Source organism: Shewanella carassii, from assembly GCF_002777975.1.
GTDB lineage: Bacteria > Pseudomonadota > Gammaproteobacteria > Enterobacterales > Shewanellaceae > Shewanella > Shewanella carassii.
In genome coordinates this window covers 185,046-200,307 of sequence record NZ_NGVS01000006.1, presented here as the reverse complement: position 1 = coordinate 200,307, position 15,262 = coordinate 185,046, and the positions used below count along the sequence as shown (strand labels likewise).

General features: G+C 51.7%; 14 protein-coding genes and 3 tRNA genes. 4 read left to right on the top strand and 13 right to left on the bottom strand.

The features are described 5' to 3' along the window. Positions 1–138 precede the first annotated feature (138 nt). Together CBE72_RS03945 and ung are read left to right on the top strand one after the other, a co-directional pair. Positions 139–351, top strand: coding sequence for a TOBE domain-containing protein (locus tag CBE72_RS03945; protein ID WP_025010701.1), 213 nt, complete (start codon positions 139–141; stop codon positions 349–351). 36 nt (positions 352–387) lie between these two features. Continuing rightward, the gene (ung, locus tag CBE72_RS03940; RefSeq protein ID WP_100142406.1) at positions 388–1,062 is read left to right on the top strand and encodes a uracil-DNA glycosylase; all 675 of its coding nucleotides are present in this window, start codon (positions 388–390) and stop codon (positions 1,060–1,062) included. 110 nt (positions 1,063–1,172) lie between these two features. Here the strand turns inward: ung and CBE72_RS03935 are convergent, their stop codons facing one another. The 9 genes from CBE72_RS03935 to CBE72_RS03895 all read right to left on the bottom strand — a co-directional run bounded on the left by CBE72_RS03935 (position 1,173) and on the right by CBE72_RS03895 (position 10,188). Next, positions 1,173–3,032, bottom strand: coding sequence for a SurA N-terminal domain-containing protein (locus CBE72_RS03935; RefSeq protein WP_100142405.1), 1,860 nt, complete (start codon positions 3,030–3,032; stop codon positions 1,173–1,175). A gap of 209 nt (positions 3,033–3,241) precedes the next feature. Next, complete coding sequence (gene hupB / locus CBE72_RS03930) at positions 3,242–3,514, bottom strand: nucleoid-associated protein HU-beta (RefSeq protein ID WP_100142404.1); 273 nt, start codon at positions 3,512–3,514, stop codon at positions 3,242–3,244. A 257-nt stretch (positions 3,515–3,771) separates the two neighbouring features. Next, the gene (lon, locus tag CBE72_RS03925) at positions 3,772–6,129 is read right to left on the bottom strand and encodes an endopeptidase La (protein ID WP_100142403.1); all 2,358 of its coding nucleotides are present in this window, start codon (positions 6,127–6,129) and stop codon (positions 3,772–3,774) included. Between the two features lie 129 nt (positions 6,130–6,258). Further along, positions 6,259–7,539: an ATP-dependent protease ATP-binding subunit ClpX gene (clpX, locus tag CBE72_RS03920; RefSeq protein ID WP_100142402.1), complete on the bottom strand. Its 1,281-nt coding sequence runs from the start codon at positions 7,537–7,539 to the stop codon at positions 6,259–6,261. 88 nt (positions 7,540–7,627) lie between these two features. Continuing rightward, positions 7,628–8,236 (bottom strand): ATP-dependent Clp endopeptidase proteolytic subunit ClpP, encoded by a 609-nt coding sequence (gene clpP / locus CBE72_RS03915; RefSeq protein WP_100142636.1) that lies wholly within the window; start codon positions 8,234–8,236, stop codon positions 7,628–7,630. Positions 8,237–8,328: 92 nt separating this feature from the next. After that, entirely contained in the window at positions 8,329–9,633 is a 1,305-nt protein-coding gene (tig, locus tag CBE72_RS03910; RefSeq protein ID WP_100142401.1) for a trigger factor, read from the bottom strand. A 249-nt stretch (positions 9,634–9,882) separates the two neighbouring features. After that, positions 9,883–9,958: transfer RNA gene (locus CBE72_RS03905), tRNA-His, on the bottom strand. A gap of 9 nt (positions 9,959–9,967) precedes the next feature. Further along, a tRNA-Arg gene (locus CBE72_RS03900) sits at positions 9,968–10,044 on the bottom strand. A 67-nt stretch (positions 10,045–10,111) separates the two neighbouring features. Continuing rightward, a tRNA-Pro gene (locus CBE72_RS03895) sits at positions 10,112–10,188 on the bottom strand. Between the two features lie 236 nt (positions 10,189–10,424). Between CBE72_RS03895 and folD the strand changes: the two genes are divergently transcribed. After that, on the top strand, positions 10,425–11,279 hold the full coding sequence (folD, locus tag CBE72_RS03890) for a bifunctional methylenetetrahydrofolate dehydrogenase/methenyltetrahydrofolate cyclohydrolase FolD (RefSeq protein ID WP_100142400.1): 855 nt from the start codon (positions 10,425–10,427) through the stop codon (positions 11,277–11,279). A gap of 85 nt (positions 11,280–11,364) precedes the next feature. On the opposite strand, the gene CBE72_RS03885 is transcribed toward folD, so the two are convergent. From CBE72_RS03885 to hinT, 4 genes are read right to left on the bottom strand one after another with little or no spacing between them, the layout of a single operon-like run. After that, positions 11,365–11,754: a YcfL family putative periplasmic lipoprotein gene (locus CBE72_RS03885; protein WP_100142399.1), complete on the bottom strand. Its 390-nt coding sequence runs from the start codon at positions 11,752–11,754 to the stop codon at positions 11,365–11,367. Positions 11,755–11,770: 16 nt separating this feature from the next. Beyond that, positions 11,771–12,223: a PaaI family thioesterase gene (locus CBE72_RS03880; RefSeq protein ID WP_100142398.1), complete on the bottom strand. Its 453-nt coding sequence runs from the start codon at positions 12,221–12,223 to the stop codon at positions 11,771–11,773. After that, complete coding sequence (locus CBE72_RS03875; RefSeq protein ID WP_100142397.1) at positions 12,220–12,720, bottom strand: PaaI family thioesterase; 501 nt, start codon at positions 12,718–12,720, stop codon at positions 12,220–12,222. Before CBE72_RS03875 ends, CBE72_RS03880 begins: the two co-directional genes overlap by 4 nt. Further along, entirely contained in the window at positions 12,717–13,073 is a 357-nt protein-coding gene (gene hinT / locus CBE72_RS03870; RefSeq protein ID WP_100142396.1) for a purine nucleoside phosphoramidase, read from the bottom strand. The genes CBE72_RS03875 and hinT overlap by 4 nt, the downstream gene beginning before the upstream one ends. Positions 13,074–13,313: 240 nt before the next feature. Between hinT and CBE72_RS03865 the strand changes: the two genes are divergently transcribed. After that, the gene (locus CBE72_RS03865) at positions 13,314–15,068 is read left to right on the top strand and encodes a M61 family metallopeptidase (RefSeq protein ID WP_100142395.1); all 1,755 of its coding nucleotides are present in this window, start codon (positions 13,314–13,316) and stop codon (positions 15,066–15,068) included. Positions 15,069–15,262: the final 194 nt, after the last annotated feature.

Sequence of the window (15,262 nt, the reverse complement as noted above, 5' to 3'; positions counted from 1 at the left end):
GTTAAAAATAAAAGTGATCCGTATGTAACATTCTTTAAAGGTTATGGGCCATACAGCAATTTCTCATCAAGCAGTGACATTTTTTTATTGGTTAATATTATAATCAGCATCGATTCTAATGTTCTTCGGGAGAAAATAATGAAAATCAGTGCACGTAATTGTCTTGGCGGTACCATCAAAGCCATCGAAGAAGGTTCTGTAAACAACGAAGTCACCATTGAGCTGGCTCCAGGTGTCGAGCTGACTTCCGTGGTCACCAAGGCCTCCTGTGAACGTTTGGGGCTTAAAGTCGGCGACAGTGCTTATGCACTGATCAAAGCCAGCAGCGTAATGTTGGGTGTAGACGAGTAATCATTGAGCAGCGCCGCAAGGCGCTGTTTTTTTGTTATGCATACGGATATCAGTTGGGCCAAAGTGCTGGGCCCGGAAAAACAACAAGCCTATTTTCAAGAGACGCTGGCTTATATCGACGCCGAGCATGCTCGGGGAAAAGTCATCTACCCTCCCAAGAGTGACACCTTCAACGCTCTGCGTTATACGCCATTATCAGAAGTCAAAGTAGTGCTGCTGGGGCAAGATCCCTACCATGGACCAGGCCAGGCCCACGGACTGTGCTTCTCTGTGCCCAAAGGGGTGATGCCACCGCCATCATTACAGAACATGTTTCAGGAGCTGGTCAATACAGTCCCGGGGGTTCGCTATCCAAGCCATGGCAATCTTTGCCGCTGGGCCAGTCAAGGCGTATTGCTGCTCAATACTGTGCTCAGTGTCGAGCGTGGTCAGGCACATTCCCACGCTCATCTCGGCTGGGAGCAATTCACCGACAGAGTGATAGAGGCCGTTGATCAATATACAGAAGGCGTGGTGTTTCTGCTTTGGGGTAAGCATGCCGGGCTCAAGGCTCAGCGGGTTGATGGCAACAAACACCTTATCTTAAAGGCCCCTCACCCCTCGCCGCTCTCGGCTCACAGAGGGTTCTTCGGCTGCAATCATTTCAATCGAGCTAACGATTATCTCATAGCCAAAGGCAAGCCTCCCATAGACTGGCGCTTGCCGGATTAACTTATTGTCCCCACAAGTTCCAGCGGCAAAGTTAACCGCTGGACATAAATACTAAACATAAAAAAACCGGTCACTTTGACCGGTTTTTTACACTAAATCAATGAGTTGATTTACTCATCATCCTCCGGATAAACGATTTCAGCCTTGGCCTTCAACATATCGATAACGGCACGATAGTCATTCTCACCGTACTGGCTGTTGAGACCTTGCTTGATAGCCGCAACCTGATCGGCCGGTGCGCTTTCTGCGTCATGAATAGCATCCAATACCACCACCGCATAACCGGTCGCCAGCGATACAGTATCAACGCTCAAGCCCTCTGTGGCCTTGGCCATCTGGAATGCCTTGCTCACCAACGCCGAATCTACGTCCTGGGTGAAACGTCCCAGGTTAGCACGGCTCTGCAGGGCGATATCGGCATTACCCTCTTTGAGCTTGACCATGTATTCCTGCGCCTTGTCACGAGCAATCTCATTGGCCTTTTGTTGCTTGAGACGCGCTTCAATGGCAGGCTTCACTTCGGCGAATTCCAGTGTACCGGCTTGCTGATGCTCTTTGATGCGAATAACGACAACATGATTGCGATCAACTTCAAGCAGCTCACTGTTCATGCCCCCCAGCACATCGCTGGAGAACGCGGCCTTGGACAGCTCTGGCTTATCAAAAGGAGCTGGTGCGTTGTCACGGCCAAACAGTCGAGTCGTCTTGATCTCTGCCCCTACGGCCTTGGCCGCTTCCTGCAGATTATCAGGAATTTCATAGCTGGTATCGGCCAGCTTCTGCTGCAAACCATAGAATTGGTTAACTGCTTCATCCTGCTTGAGCTGGGCGACAATCTTGTCTTTCACTTCGGCGAAAGGAGCCGTCTGGCCGCTTTGGATATCCAGCAACTTGATGATATGGAAACCAAAAGGTGTCTTGACTACTTTGGAGATATCACCCTTGTTCAACGCAAACAAGGCTTCGTCGAACGCAGGGTCCATCACACCGGGTTCAAACCAGCCCAATTCACCGCCCTTCTCACCGCTCAGGGTATCCTGAGAGTCTGACTTGGCAAGCGCAGCAAAATCAGCGCCATTTTCCAGTTGCTTGTGAAGGTCCTCGGCCTTGGCTTCGGCGTTGTCGGTAGATGCGTCGATCAGAATATGGGCCGCCAGACGCTTTTCAGCAGTCTGGTATTGATTCTGATGCTCATCATAGTAAGTCTTGGCTTGTTCATCGCTGATCTGAATGCCATTGGCCAAATCTTTGGCATCGAGCTCAACATACTCAAGACTGACCATTTCCGGACGTTCAAATTGGGCCGGGTTGGTGTCATAGAATGACTTAACTTCTTCCTCGGTCACAGTAGCCTCGGCCAGGAAAGGCTCTGCATCTACCATCAGATAGCGGATATCCCGGGTTTGTCCCTGCAACTTGGCCAGCGATTCTGCCTCACCATTGAGAACAAACTCACTGCCAATCAAAGCGCTGATCAGCTGACGACGTGTCATGTCCACCCGCATGCTTTCACGGAAAGTCGCTTGTTGATAGCCCAGTTGACGTAGAATCGCTTCAAAGCGATCGTTGTCGAACTTACCTTCAGTTTGGAAAGCGGGCTCTTGTCTAATCGCTTCTACGATTTGAGCATTGGATACTCTCAGACCCATCTCTGCGGCGGCTTGATCCAGCAGCTTTTGTGCTACCAGGCGTTCAAGCACCCCTTTCTTGATACTGGCCAGATAGGCATCATTGGCCGCCAGAGCGTCAAACATCTCGCCCAGTTGTTGTTCCAGACGGGCACGCTCGCTTTGATAGGCCTGGTCCAGTTCGGTCGTGGAAATCTCTTCACCATTGACTGTGGCGGCCGGAGCCACTGAGGAGGAACCCAGGTAACTGCTTACACCAGCAAATGCAAAGGAAAGTATCACCAGTACCAAAATAGCTTTGGCTATTACGCCCTGTGACCCTTCGCGAATCTTCTCTAACATCAGACGTCTCGCTTATGCGATTAATAGTAAAAAAAAGGCGCATCTCTTGTGGGATGCGCCTATCTGTAACATGAATGGAGTCTGCAGACGCTACTTCAGCTTATCCTCACACTCCGAAACGTCGGCTAATCCGGCGCTTCCAATCCGTAAAAAGCACTGCCTGGCAGTGCTTAATCTTTACGAAAGCCCTACAAAGGCTGCGATGTTAATTAGTTAACAGCGTCTTTCAGAGCTTTACCTGCTTTGAATGCAGGGATCTTAGCTGCAGCGATTTTGATCTCTTTACCGGTCTGTGGGTTACGACCAGTACGCTCAGCGCGTTCACGCACTTCAAAAGTACCGAAACCAACAAGAGAAATTTTGTCACCTTCTTTCAGACCTTCAGTCACAGCTGCGATGAAAGAATCCAATGCACGGCCGGCAGCGGCTTTAGAAATATCAGCACCAGAAGCAATTTTCTCGATTAGTTCAGATTTGTTCATGTCATCCCCTTGAATGTAATTTTCGCGCCGCAACCAAATCCTTCTCTAGAGCGGTCTGCGGAGGCTTTTATAACAAGCTTGATATCAAAGTTCAAGCACAGTTGGAAAACCAAAGAATTTAAATTGGATACAGCTCAAAGCCAGTCGCCCCAAGGGCTTGGCACAACTGGCTCTCCACAGACCTAGGCTACCACAGGTCTGGGTTTTGTTAAGCCCCTTTTTTCACTTTTTTTAGTGGCATAGGACATTTTCTTGCGTTAGCCCAAATTTTTAACCACTTCAAAGCCCTCGACTGGTCGCTCAAGCGCCAGTTGCAGCACTTCGTCTATCCAACGAACCGGGCGAATCTCCAAGTCTGCCACTACGTTAGCCGGAATTTCTTCCAGATCCCGTTCGTTCTCCTTGGGTATCAATACCAGCTTAATGCCACCGCGGTGGGCCGCCAGCAGTTTCTCTTTCAGACCACCGATAGGCAACACCTCACCCCTCAGAGTAATTTCGCCAGTCATGGCGACCTCACCCTTGACCGGGTTCCCCGTCAGACTGGAAACCAGAGCGGTACACATGGCGGCACCCGCTGATGGACCATCTTTCGGAGTTGCCCCTTCGGGGACGTGCACATGGATGTCGCGCTTCTCGTAGAAGTCAGGGTTGATCCCCAACTGCTCGGCACGCGAACGAACCACTGTCATTGCGGCCTGAATAGACTCCTGCATCACATCACCCAGTGAGCCCGTATAGGTCAGCTTACCCTTACCGGCAACAGAAGTGGCTTCGATGGTCAGTAAATCGCCGCCCACTTCGGTCCAGGCCAAACCTGTTACCTGACCAATCTGATTCTTGGACTCGGCCTTACCATAGTCAAAGCGCTGTACCCCGAGGAAAGACTTGAGGTTGTCCTGATTGACATCCACATGCTTGGTATCTTTCTCCAGCATGATCTGTTTGACCACTTTACGGCAAATCTTCGACAGCTCACGTTCCAGCGCCCGCACCCCGGCTTCACGGGTGTAGTAGCGGATCACCCCGAGAATAGCGCTATCATCGATAGTGATTTCATTCTTCTTCAGGCCGTTACGTTCAATCTGCTTCGGCAACAAGTGCTGCTTGGCAATATTGAGTTTCTCATCTTCGGTGTAACCGCTAAGACGGATAACTTCCATCCGATCCAGCAAGGGGCCCGGGATGTTCATCGAGTTGGAGGTGGCCACAAACATCACATCGGACAGATCGTAATCCACTTCCAAGTAGTGATCGTTAAAGGTGGCGTTCTGCTCGGGATCCAACACCTCCAGCAATGCCGAGGCCGGATCGCCGCGCATGTCCGAGCTCATCTTGTCGATTTCATCGAGCAAAAACAGCGGGTTTTTCACCCCGACTTTGGCCATCTTCTGGATGATCTTGCCCGGCATAGAACCTATATAGGTACGGCGGTGACCACGGATTTCCGCCTCATCACGCACGCCGCCCAATGCGACCCGCACATACTTACGACCAGTCGCTTTAGCAATAGATTGCCCCAGGGATGTCTTACCAACCCCTGGCGGGCCAACCAGACACAGGATTGGGCCCTTGAGCTGTTTCACCCGGCTCTGTACCGCTAAATACTCGAGGATCCGCTCTTTAACCTTCTCCAGGCCATAGTGATCTGTATCCAGTACCTGTTCGGCCTTGGAGAGGTCACGCTTAATCTTGGAGCGCTGTTTCCAGGGCACTGAGGTCATCCAGTCAACATAGCTGCGCACCACAGTGGCTTCGGCCGACATGGGTGACATCATTCTCAGCTTATTGAGCTCGGCAGAAGCCTTCTCTTTGGCCTCTTCCGGCATGCCGGCTTCTTCTATTTTGCGGCCCAAGCTTTCGAACTCGTCATGGCCTTCATCAAGATCGCCAAGCTCCTTCTGGATAGCCTTCATCTGCTCGTTGAGATAGTACTCACGCTGACTCTTTTCCATCTGCTTCTTGACCCGGGAGCGGATGCGTTTTTCTACCTGCAGCAGGTCGATTTCCGCTTCCATCATGGCCATCAGATACTCGAGTCTTTCACCGACCTTGACCATCTCCAGTACAGACTGTTTGTCTGCCAGCTTAAGCGGCATATGCGCCGCCATGGTATCGGCCAATCTGTCGGCCTCTTCGATACCAGAGAGAGAGGTGAGTACCTCGGGCGGAATTTTCTTGTTCAGCTTGATATAGCCTTCAAACTGACTGATAGCGCTGCGAACCAGCACCTCTTCTTCCCTGTCGTCCAGCGCTTCGGACTCCAGGTAGTGTGCGGTAGCAACAAAGAACTCTTCTTCCTGGGTATAGCGTTCGATACGGGCGCGCTTGCCGCCTTCAACCAACACCTTGACTGTGCCATCTGGCAGCTTCAGCAGCTGCAAAATGGAAGCGACTGTACCTACGTCGAAAATATCGTCTATGCCAGGCTCGTCCAGATCCGCATCCCGCTGCGCCACAAGAATGATCTGTTTATCCTGCGCCATGGCAGTTTCCAAACAACGGATGGACTTTTCACGTCCTACGAATAACGGAATTACCATATGGGGATAGACCACCACGTCTCTCAGTGGCAGCACGGGCAATTCGATTCGCGCTTCACGCTCTAGGGTCATAGTTCGATTCCGTTTCAGTTAAAGATTACAGTGAGTATATTGGGACGCTTTCCCGGCTTTCAATGGTAAAGACAAAAAAAGGAGCCCTGATGGACTCCTTAATTTTCAACTTGATAGCTTATTGCTCAGTTATTGGTCACCGGCAGCAGCCTGGGAGTCATTATTCTCGTAAATAAGAATAGGCGCTGACTCACCTTTCACCACGGATTCATCAATAACCACCTTGACCACATTATCCATGGAAGGCAGGTCATACATGGTATCCAGCAGTATCGCTTCAACGATGGAACGTAAGCCACGGGCCCCTGTCTTGCGGGACATCGCCTTTTGCGCTATCGCCTTGAGGGCATCGTCGCGAAACTCAAGTTCGACATTCTCCATTTCGAACAAAGTGGCAAACTGCTTGGTGATGGCGTTCTTGGGTTCGGACAGGATCTGCACCAAAGCGGATTCATCCAGTTCGCCAAGAGTCGCAACCACAGGCAGACGCCCGATAAACTCAGGAATAAGGCCATATTTGACCAAATCTTCCGGCTCGACCTGCAACAGAGTATCTGTGATGGTGGCCTTCTCGGCCTGACCTTTAACCTGAGCACCGAAGCCGATACCGCTACCCACGTGAGAGCGCTGCTCAATCACCTTCTCAAGGCCTGCAAAGGCACCACCACAGATGAAGAGTATCTTAGAGGTATCGACCTGCAGGAACTCCTGTTGTGGGTGTTTACGGCCGCCCTGAGGAGGCACGGCGGCAACAGTGCCTTCAATCAGTTTCAGCAGTGCCTGCTGCACCCCTTCACCGGACACGTCTCGGGTGATGGAAGGGTTATCTGACTTACGGCTGATTTTGTCAATCTCATCGATATAGACAATACCACGCTGCGCCTTGTCAACATCATAGTCGCACTTCTGCAGCAGCTTCTGAATAATGTTTTCAACGTCTTCCCCCACATAACCGGCTTCGGTCAATGTGGTGGCATCCGCCATAGTGAAAGGCACATTCAGGAACCGAGCCAAGGTCTCTGCCAACAAGGTCTTACCACTACCGGTTGGACCGATAAGCAGAATATTACTCTTGCCAAGCTCCACACCATCTTTGGGAGCACTGTTCTTCAGGCGCTTGTAGTGGTTATAAACCGCCACAGACAACACCTTCTTGGCCTGCTCTTGGCCGATAACATAATCATCCAGGTGTGCACGCAGTTCGTGGGGAGTCGGCAGCTTGTCCTGATCCCGGTTGGGCGAAATCTCTTTTATCTCTTCGCGAATGATGTCGTTACACAACTCGACACATTCATCACATACATACACAGATGGCCCGGCGATCAGCTTGCGAACTTCATGCTGGCTTTTTCCGCAGAAAGAGCAATACAGCAATTTGCCGCTATCACCGTTGCCTTTGTTGTCACCCATTACTCTACCTCTTTTGCAGTCTGCTCTACTGCCATACACTTAAGCGTCTTCAATCTGAGCATAGCCCAGCCATAAGCAAAAATCAGCCTTAACGTTTGGTCAGAACCGAATCGACCAAACCGTATTCCATGGCCTGAGAAGCGCTCATAAAGTTGTCTCGGTCGGTATCCCGCTCGATAACTTCCAACGGTTGACCTGTGTGTTCGGCCAACATCTGGTTCAGCTTCTGTTTGATCCCCAGTATCTCTTGGGCGTGGATAGCAATATCCGATGCCTGTCCCTGGAAGCCACCCAAAGGCTGATGGATCATCACCCGTGAGTTCGGCAAACAGTGACGTTTACCCTTAGCGCCACCGGCCAACAGGAAGGCGCCCATGCTAGCTGCTTGTCCGATACATACAGTGCTGACATCTGGCTTGATAAACTGCATGGTGTCATAAATAGCCATACCAGCAGTGACAGAGCCACCTGGTGAGTTGATATAGAGAGAGATCTCTTTATCCGGGTTTTCTGATTCCAAAAACAGCAACTGTGCCACGATCAGATTGGCCATGTGCTCTTCAACCTGACCAACCAGGAAGATCACCCGCTCTTTCAACAAGCGTGAATAGATATCGTAAGAGCGTTCTCCCTTGGCAGTTTGCTCAACCACCATAGGAACGAGTGCATTAAGTACTGATTCTGGCGCGTTATGCATCATTAACTTTCCCTAAATAAAAAAACGGCCCGCATGAGGGACCTCATACGAGCCATTATAAATGGCGAACAACCAAGCAAGTCAAGCTTAGGTTATGCGCGGCCGGTAGCCTTGTTCATAAATTCTTCAAAAGCGACATCTTTCTTAGTCACTTTGGCTGATTTCAGAACCGCTTCAACGGCTTGCTCTTCCAGAGCCAGGTTGCGCATGTTCTGCATCAACTCTTCGTTACCGTTGTAATATTCGATCACTTCTTTTGGATCTTCATAGGCAGAAGCCATGGAAGCGATCAGCGCCTGTACGCGCTCTTCATCGGCTTTCAGCTCGTTGGATTTGATCACTTCGCCCAGCAGCAGACCGACTTTAACACGGCGCTCGGCTTGTTCAGTGAACAGCTCGGCTGGCAGCTCAGGCATGTTGGCACCTTGACCACCGAAACGCTGCATGGCCTGGCGACGCAGAACGTTAACTTCACCGTCGATCAGCGCTTTTGGCAGCTCGATTTCGTTGGCAGCCAGCAGGCCATCAAGCACTTGCTCTTTCACATTGGCTTTCAGAGCTTGTTCCAGCTCGCGGCTCATGTTCTTGCTGATCTCAGCTTTCAGAGCATCGATGCCACCTTCGGTGATACCGAACAGCTTGGCGAACTCGTCGTTAACTTCAGGCAGGTTGGCACCCTTGACTTCTTTCACTGTGATAGCGAACTTGGCGGCTTTGCCTTTCAGGTTTTCGGCGTGGTATTCCTCAGGGAAAGTCACGTCGATGTCGAACTCTTCACCGGCTTTGTGGCCTTTAACGCCTTCTTCAAAACCAGGGATCATACGACCGCTGCCCAGTTGCAGTTCGAAATCTTCGGCCTTGCCGCCTTCAAACTCTTCACCGTCAACACTACCCACAAAGTTGATAACCACTTTGTCACCGTCTTCGGCAGCGCGCTCAACCGCTTCGTAAGTCGCGTGTTGCTTGCGCAGGGTTTCGATCATGTTGTCAACGTCGGCTTGTTGTACTTCGGCAACAGGTTGCTCAACTTCGATACCGTCCAGGCCTTTGATTTCAACTTCTGGATAAACTTCAAAGGTCGCGGTGAACTCAAACTTTTCGGCGTCAGTGGCACCTGGGGTAAAGGTTGGAGCACCGGCAGGGTTCAACTTCTCGGCAATGATGGCCTCAATGAAGTTGCGCTGCATCACTTCACCAGTGATGTCTTGGCGAATCGCTTTGCCATAACGCTTTTCAATCACACTCGCTGGGACTTTACCTGGACGGAAGCCGGGGATACGTGCACGCTTGGCTTCGCGCAGCAGGTTGTCTTTAACCAGTTTTTCGATCTGCTCTGCAGGAACAGAGATGGTCAGGCGACGCTCCAGGCCTTGGGTTGTTTCAACAGAAACTTGCATTGTTTTACCTCGAAATGTGTCTAACGTCCTTTGCAATAGCCGATTGTTTCAACTATTCAGGTATTCGTTTCTTGATCTCTTTAAACTTGACTGGAATGCCCATCAGTAGTGAATTCCGGCACCGGTCGCACAATGTTGATTGTTATCAAGACGCAGCATTATATCGACCGATCTTAGTGGAGTCGAGTCTCAATGCCACAGAAAAAGGCATAAAAAAAGCGACCTAAGGTCGCTTTTTTTATAAAAGAGTGGGGTGACTGATGGGGCTCGAACCCACGACAACTGGAATCACAATCCAGGGCTCTACCAACTGAGCTACAATCACCACCGAAGATGGTACGCCCGGCAGGATTCGAACCTGCGACCATCCGCTTAGAAGGCGGATGCTCTATCCAACTGAGCTACGGGCGCAGGACCTGCAAATTAAATTTGCATCCTAAGCGGTACTGACAATGCTATCCACACTGCCCTTGAAATCTGGTCGGTGATAGAGGATTCGAACCTCTGACCCTCTGCTCCCAAAGCAGATGCGCTACCAGGCTGCGCTAATCACCGAGAATTTTTCTCCAAGCCCGGTTACACCTGCCAGCCTCGAGAACGGAGCGCATCTTAGCCCCTCACCCGACAAGCGTCAACGATTTTTTTAACCATGCCATCTGCTTGGCGAAATTACGTGCTGCTTTGACGAAATTCTGTGTTCTGGAGCCGGTTTGTCCATGACACCCCTAAGCCTCACTGGTAAAATGGCGCCGTTTCTAACATCGCGCCATATAAAAGGATATCCTACACCCATGACAGCCCAACTCATAGATGGCAAAGCGATTGCGCAATCCATAAGACAACAGCTAAAGCAGAAAGTCACTGCACGTCAAGCAGCGGGACAGCGTATCCCAGGCTTGGCTGTTATTCTGGTGGGAGCGGATCCTGCCTCTCAGGTTTATGTCGGCAGTAAGCGTAAAGCCTGCGAAGAAGTGGGGTTCATCTCCCGCTCCTATGATCTGCCTGAGTCCACCAGTGAAGAAGAACTGCTGACCCTGATAGACTCGCTCAATGAAGATACCGCCATAGATGGCATTCTGGTGCAGCTGCCGCTGCCTGAACATATTAAAGAATCCAAGGTCATTGAGCGGATCCGTCCCGACAAAGATGTCGACGGTTTCCATCCTTATAATGTCGGCCGTTTGGCTCAAAGGATCCCGGTACTGCGCTCCTGCACTCCTATGGGGATCATGACTCTTATCAAGTCTACCGGAGTCGATACCTATGGTCTGGATGCAGTTGTGGTTGGTGCCTCCAATATCGTGGGTCGTCCCATGACGCTGGAACTCTTACTGGCTGGCTGCACCACCACCACTTGCCACAGATTCACTAAAGACCTCAAAGACAAAGTCAGCCGCGCCGATCTTCTGGTGGTGGCCGTAGGTAAACCAGGTTTTATTCCGGGCAGCTGGATCAAGCCGGGAGCCATAGTCATAGACGTGGGCATAAACCGACTCGACAACGGCCGCTTGGTGGGAGATGTTGACTTTGATCTTGCCTGTGAGCGCGCCAGCCATATCACCCCGGTTCCCGGCGGCGTCGGTCCGATGACCATCGCCAGCTTGCTGGAAAACACTCTGTTTGCCGCAGAGCAATATCACGACTAAGCAAACACGCACCTATTTAAGACAAAACCCCCGACGATCATTTTCAGACCCTCGGGGGTTTTAAATTAGGCACTCTCACCAAAGTTCAGTTGGAAAAAGCTTCTCTGACATAGACTTCAAAGCGGCTAGCTGTCGGATTCGGCGCCACGGCGCTCACCTGCAACTGCTGTTTACCATGCAGCTTGACCGACTTCCAGGATACACCTTCATCGTCCAAGGTATAACCGCTGGCGTCATACCAGGTGAACTTATATTGAACACGCATATCGGTAGCGACTTTGCTGCTGATGGTGGCAGTGCCTCTAAGCAAACCGCCCTCGCCTCTGGCCATCAAGTCTCCGACACTCACTGAGCGGGCAAAACTGCTGTTGTCGATACGGCTTTCACCGGTCGAGCTAGCATACACTCCGGCCGTATGGTTGGCGCAGCCTGCCAGAGCCAGCAGGGTTGCTGCTATTACCAAGACTTTTTTCATCTGCCAATCCTTTTTCTCAGTCAATCAAAAAGTGTGCCCGGGCGGTTGCTATCAACTGCTTACGGTTGGTTTGCCAACAATCGATATTGACGTTAGCCACTCGCCGCCCCTGACGGGTAATTCGGCACTCGGCGAAACTGTCCTTATGATAACCGGCGCGTAAGTAGTCGATGGAAAAATCAACCACCTTGGGCACCTTACTGGTTTGCATAAACACCATCAGCTGAATGATGGCCGACATCTCCATAAATCCGGCGATCACCCCGCCGTGAATGGCTGGCAATACCGGATTGCCTATGTTGTCATCTTTGGCTGGCAGGCGAAACACCAGCTCATCGCCAAACCTTTCCACCAACATGCCGATAAAGCGAGCATAGGGAACATGCTCAAGCAAATGACTGAAATCATTGGTTTCTGTCACCTTGGCGACTATGCTTTTTACATCCATGGATGCCTTGGCGTCTGTCATTTCGCCTCTTCTCCCATCAGCGCCTTGCGGAAAGTGTCCCCGATCATTTCTGGGCTTATTCGCATAAAGGAGCCAACCGCATGAGCGATGGGGTCGTCTATGCTGTCCTGATAGGCGATGGCCCGGGTGAACGCCACGCTGGATGACAACTTATAACACTCGGCAAAACCATAAACCGGCTTGTGGGGTTCGGCGGGCTTCATATAATCGACCCGCAGATCCAGAGTTGGTGAGATCTCCAGCGAGCCATATTTGTCCTTGATAGCACAAACCACGGCGCAGCCACAGGCGGTATCCATCAATGTGGTGATAACCCCGCCATGGATAACCCCTGTCTCAGGATACCCCACCAACTCGGCACTGTAGGGCAATTCTATCAGTACATGGTGCTCACTGGCCTCATGTACCTTGAGCATAAGGCGACGGCACTGAGCCAACTGGTTGACAAAACGGCTCGCCAGAGTCGTCAGCGGGAAAAACTCCGGATTGACTTTCATGACTCTGGACTCACCATAGGCCCCAAGGCTTTACCGCCAAGCAGATGCATGTGGATGTGGAACACTTCCTGGCCGCCATGCTCATTACAATTAATGATCAAACGGTAACCGTCCTCAGCAATCCCGGCCTCGGCGGCCAGCTTGGCGGCCACTGTAACCATACGGCCGATGGCCTGCTCGTCCGAGGCTTTGGCATCATTGACCGTGGGGATCAGATGATTGGGTACTATCAGCACGTGGGTAGGCGCCTTGGGGTTGATATCCCGAAAGGCAGTCACCAACTCGTCCTGATACAGTATGTCCGTGGGTATTTCACGGCGAATAATTTTGCTGAATATGGTTTCTTCGGCCATTTTGCCACTCTCCGGTGTGTCGGTTCAGGCTCGGCCCAAGAGCCAAACCTCTGTGTTCTTGGCAGTATAATACCATTCGGCCCAGAGATGTAATCGGCCACTGCGATTTGCCCCCAAGCCTTTTAAAACTCGGCAAGTAATTGCCGCAGCCAGGCTTTTTTGGCAGCATTGTCGCTATGCTCAGCCGGATAGCACCCAATTTGGCTCCCGGCACTCGTCAACGATTCATACGGATATTAGATGATCAGTTATCAGATTTGCCCCATAGATCCCCACGCTCACCTGTTTGAGGTCAACATCACCATTCAGGCACCGGCCCCGAGACAGGAACTTTGGTTGCCATCCTGGATCCCGGGCAGCTACATGGTTCGCGATTTTTGTCGCAATATCATAGATCTTAAAGCCTTTGATGAGCTGGAGCGTCCACTCAGCATTACTCAGCTCGACAAGCAGCGCTGGCAGATAGATTCCAATGCCGAATCACTGCAACTGCGCTACTCGGTTTATGCCTGGGATATGTCGGTGCGCAGCGCCCATCTGGATCAAACCCACGGCTTTTTCAACGGCAGCAGCGTCTTTCTGGCGGTGGCCGACAAAGAGCTTGAGCCGCTGGAGCTGGAAATTCTGCCTCCCAAAGAGGAAGCCAACTGGCAACTGGCAACAACCCTGAGTCGAATCGAAGGTGAAGAGTGGCAGTTCGGCCGTTTCAGCGCCGCCAACTATGATGAGCTTATCGACCATCCAGTGGAGATGGGCACCTTTACCCATGGCAGTTTTGAGGCCTGTGGCGTGCGCCATGATGTGATACTGACTGGGCGTCACCGCTGCCATATGCCCAGGCTGCTTGACGATCTCAAGGCTATTTGCGAGAGCCAGATCCGCCTCTTCGGTGAAGCGCCGTTTGAACGCTACCTGTTTATGACTCAGGTATTGGGCAATGGCTTTGGAGGACTGGAACACAGAGCCTCCACCGCCCTGCACTGCTCCCGTAAGGATCTGCCGCTGAGTATGGAGATGCCGGTTAACAAGGATTACCGCACTTATCTGTCGCTCTGCAGTCACGAATACTTCCACAGCTGGAACGTCAAACGCATTAAGCCTGCCAGCTTCATTCCCTATGCGTTGGAGGCTGAGAGCTACACCCGTCAATTGTGGGCTTATGAAGGTATCACTTCTTATTATGATGACCTGATGACACTCAGAGCCAACAGGGTTTCCAATGAACAATATCTGGAGATGCTATCCCAGACCATGACCCGGGTGTATCGCATGCCGGGCAGGCAGTTGCAGAGCCTGACAGAATCGAGCTTCAATGCCTGGACCAAGTTCTACAAACAGGATGAAAACGCCGCCAACGCCATCGTCAGCTATTACACCAAGGGAGCTTTGTTTGCCCTGTATCTGGACTTGACTCTGAGACTGGAAACCCAGGGGAAATACACCCTAGATAACCTGATGCAAAAGCTGTGGCAGGCCTTTGGCAGCCAGGGTATAGGCACTGAAGATGACTCCCATCGCCGCCTCTATGAGGAGCTGCTTGGCCGGGATGCCAGCGCAGAATTTGCCTTTCTGGATAATACCCAAGAGTTGCCGCTGGCGCCCCTGCTGGCGCAATTCGGAATCGAGATGCAGCTTCGCAGTGCCCAAGGCGCTCAGGATCAGGGCGGTGGGGATGTTGAGGGGCAAAAAATCGGCTTCGGAGCCCGCTACAAGGCTGAAGCCCTGGGGTTAAGGATTGTGAGTGTGACCAACGGCAGCGCGGCTCACAGCGCCGGGCTCGCGGCCGAGGACCTGTTGATTGCCGCCAATGGTCTGCAGGTCGGCGCTCAGTTTGAAAATGAACTGCAGCAATATGAGCCCGGCGATAGTCTGGAGCTGCACTTCTTCCGCCGTGATGAACTGATGACAGGCCAACTGCCTATCAACCCGGCGGCAATAGATACTGTGTCACTCAAGCTCACCGATCCAGCCAAAGCCAAGGCCTGGCTGGGTTAAGGAAGGTGCGAACAAGTCCCATGCGTGCTCTGCGTAGGCTTACAGGCTTGGATGCAAGGCGTGGTTCGCAGCAAATGGCCCTAGTCCTTTGCAAGAAGCATAACACAGCAGGCAAGCCTGTAAGTCATGCCCTTTGAGGCTTTCACAGCAACCGGCTCTCTGCGTTATCCGACTTCGACAGACCCCGGCATGCC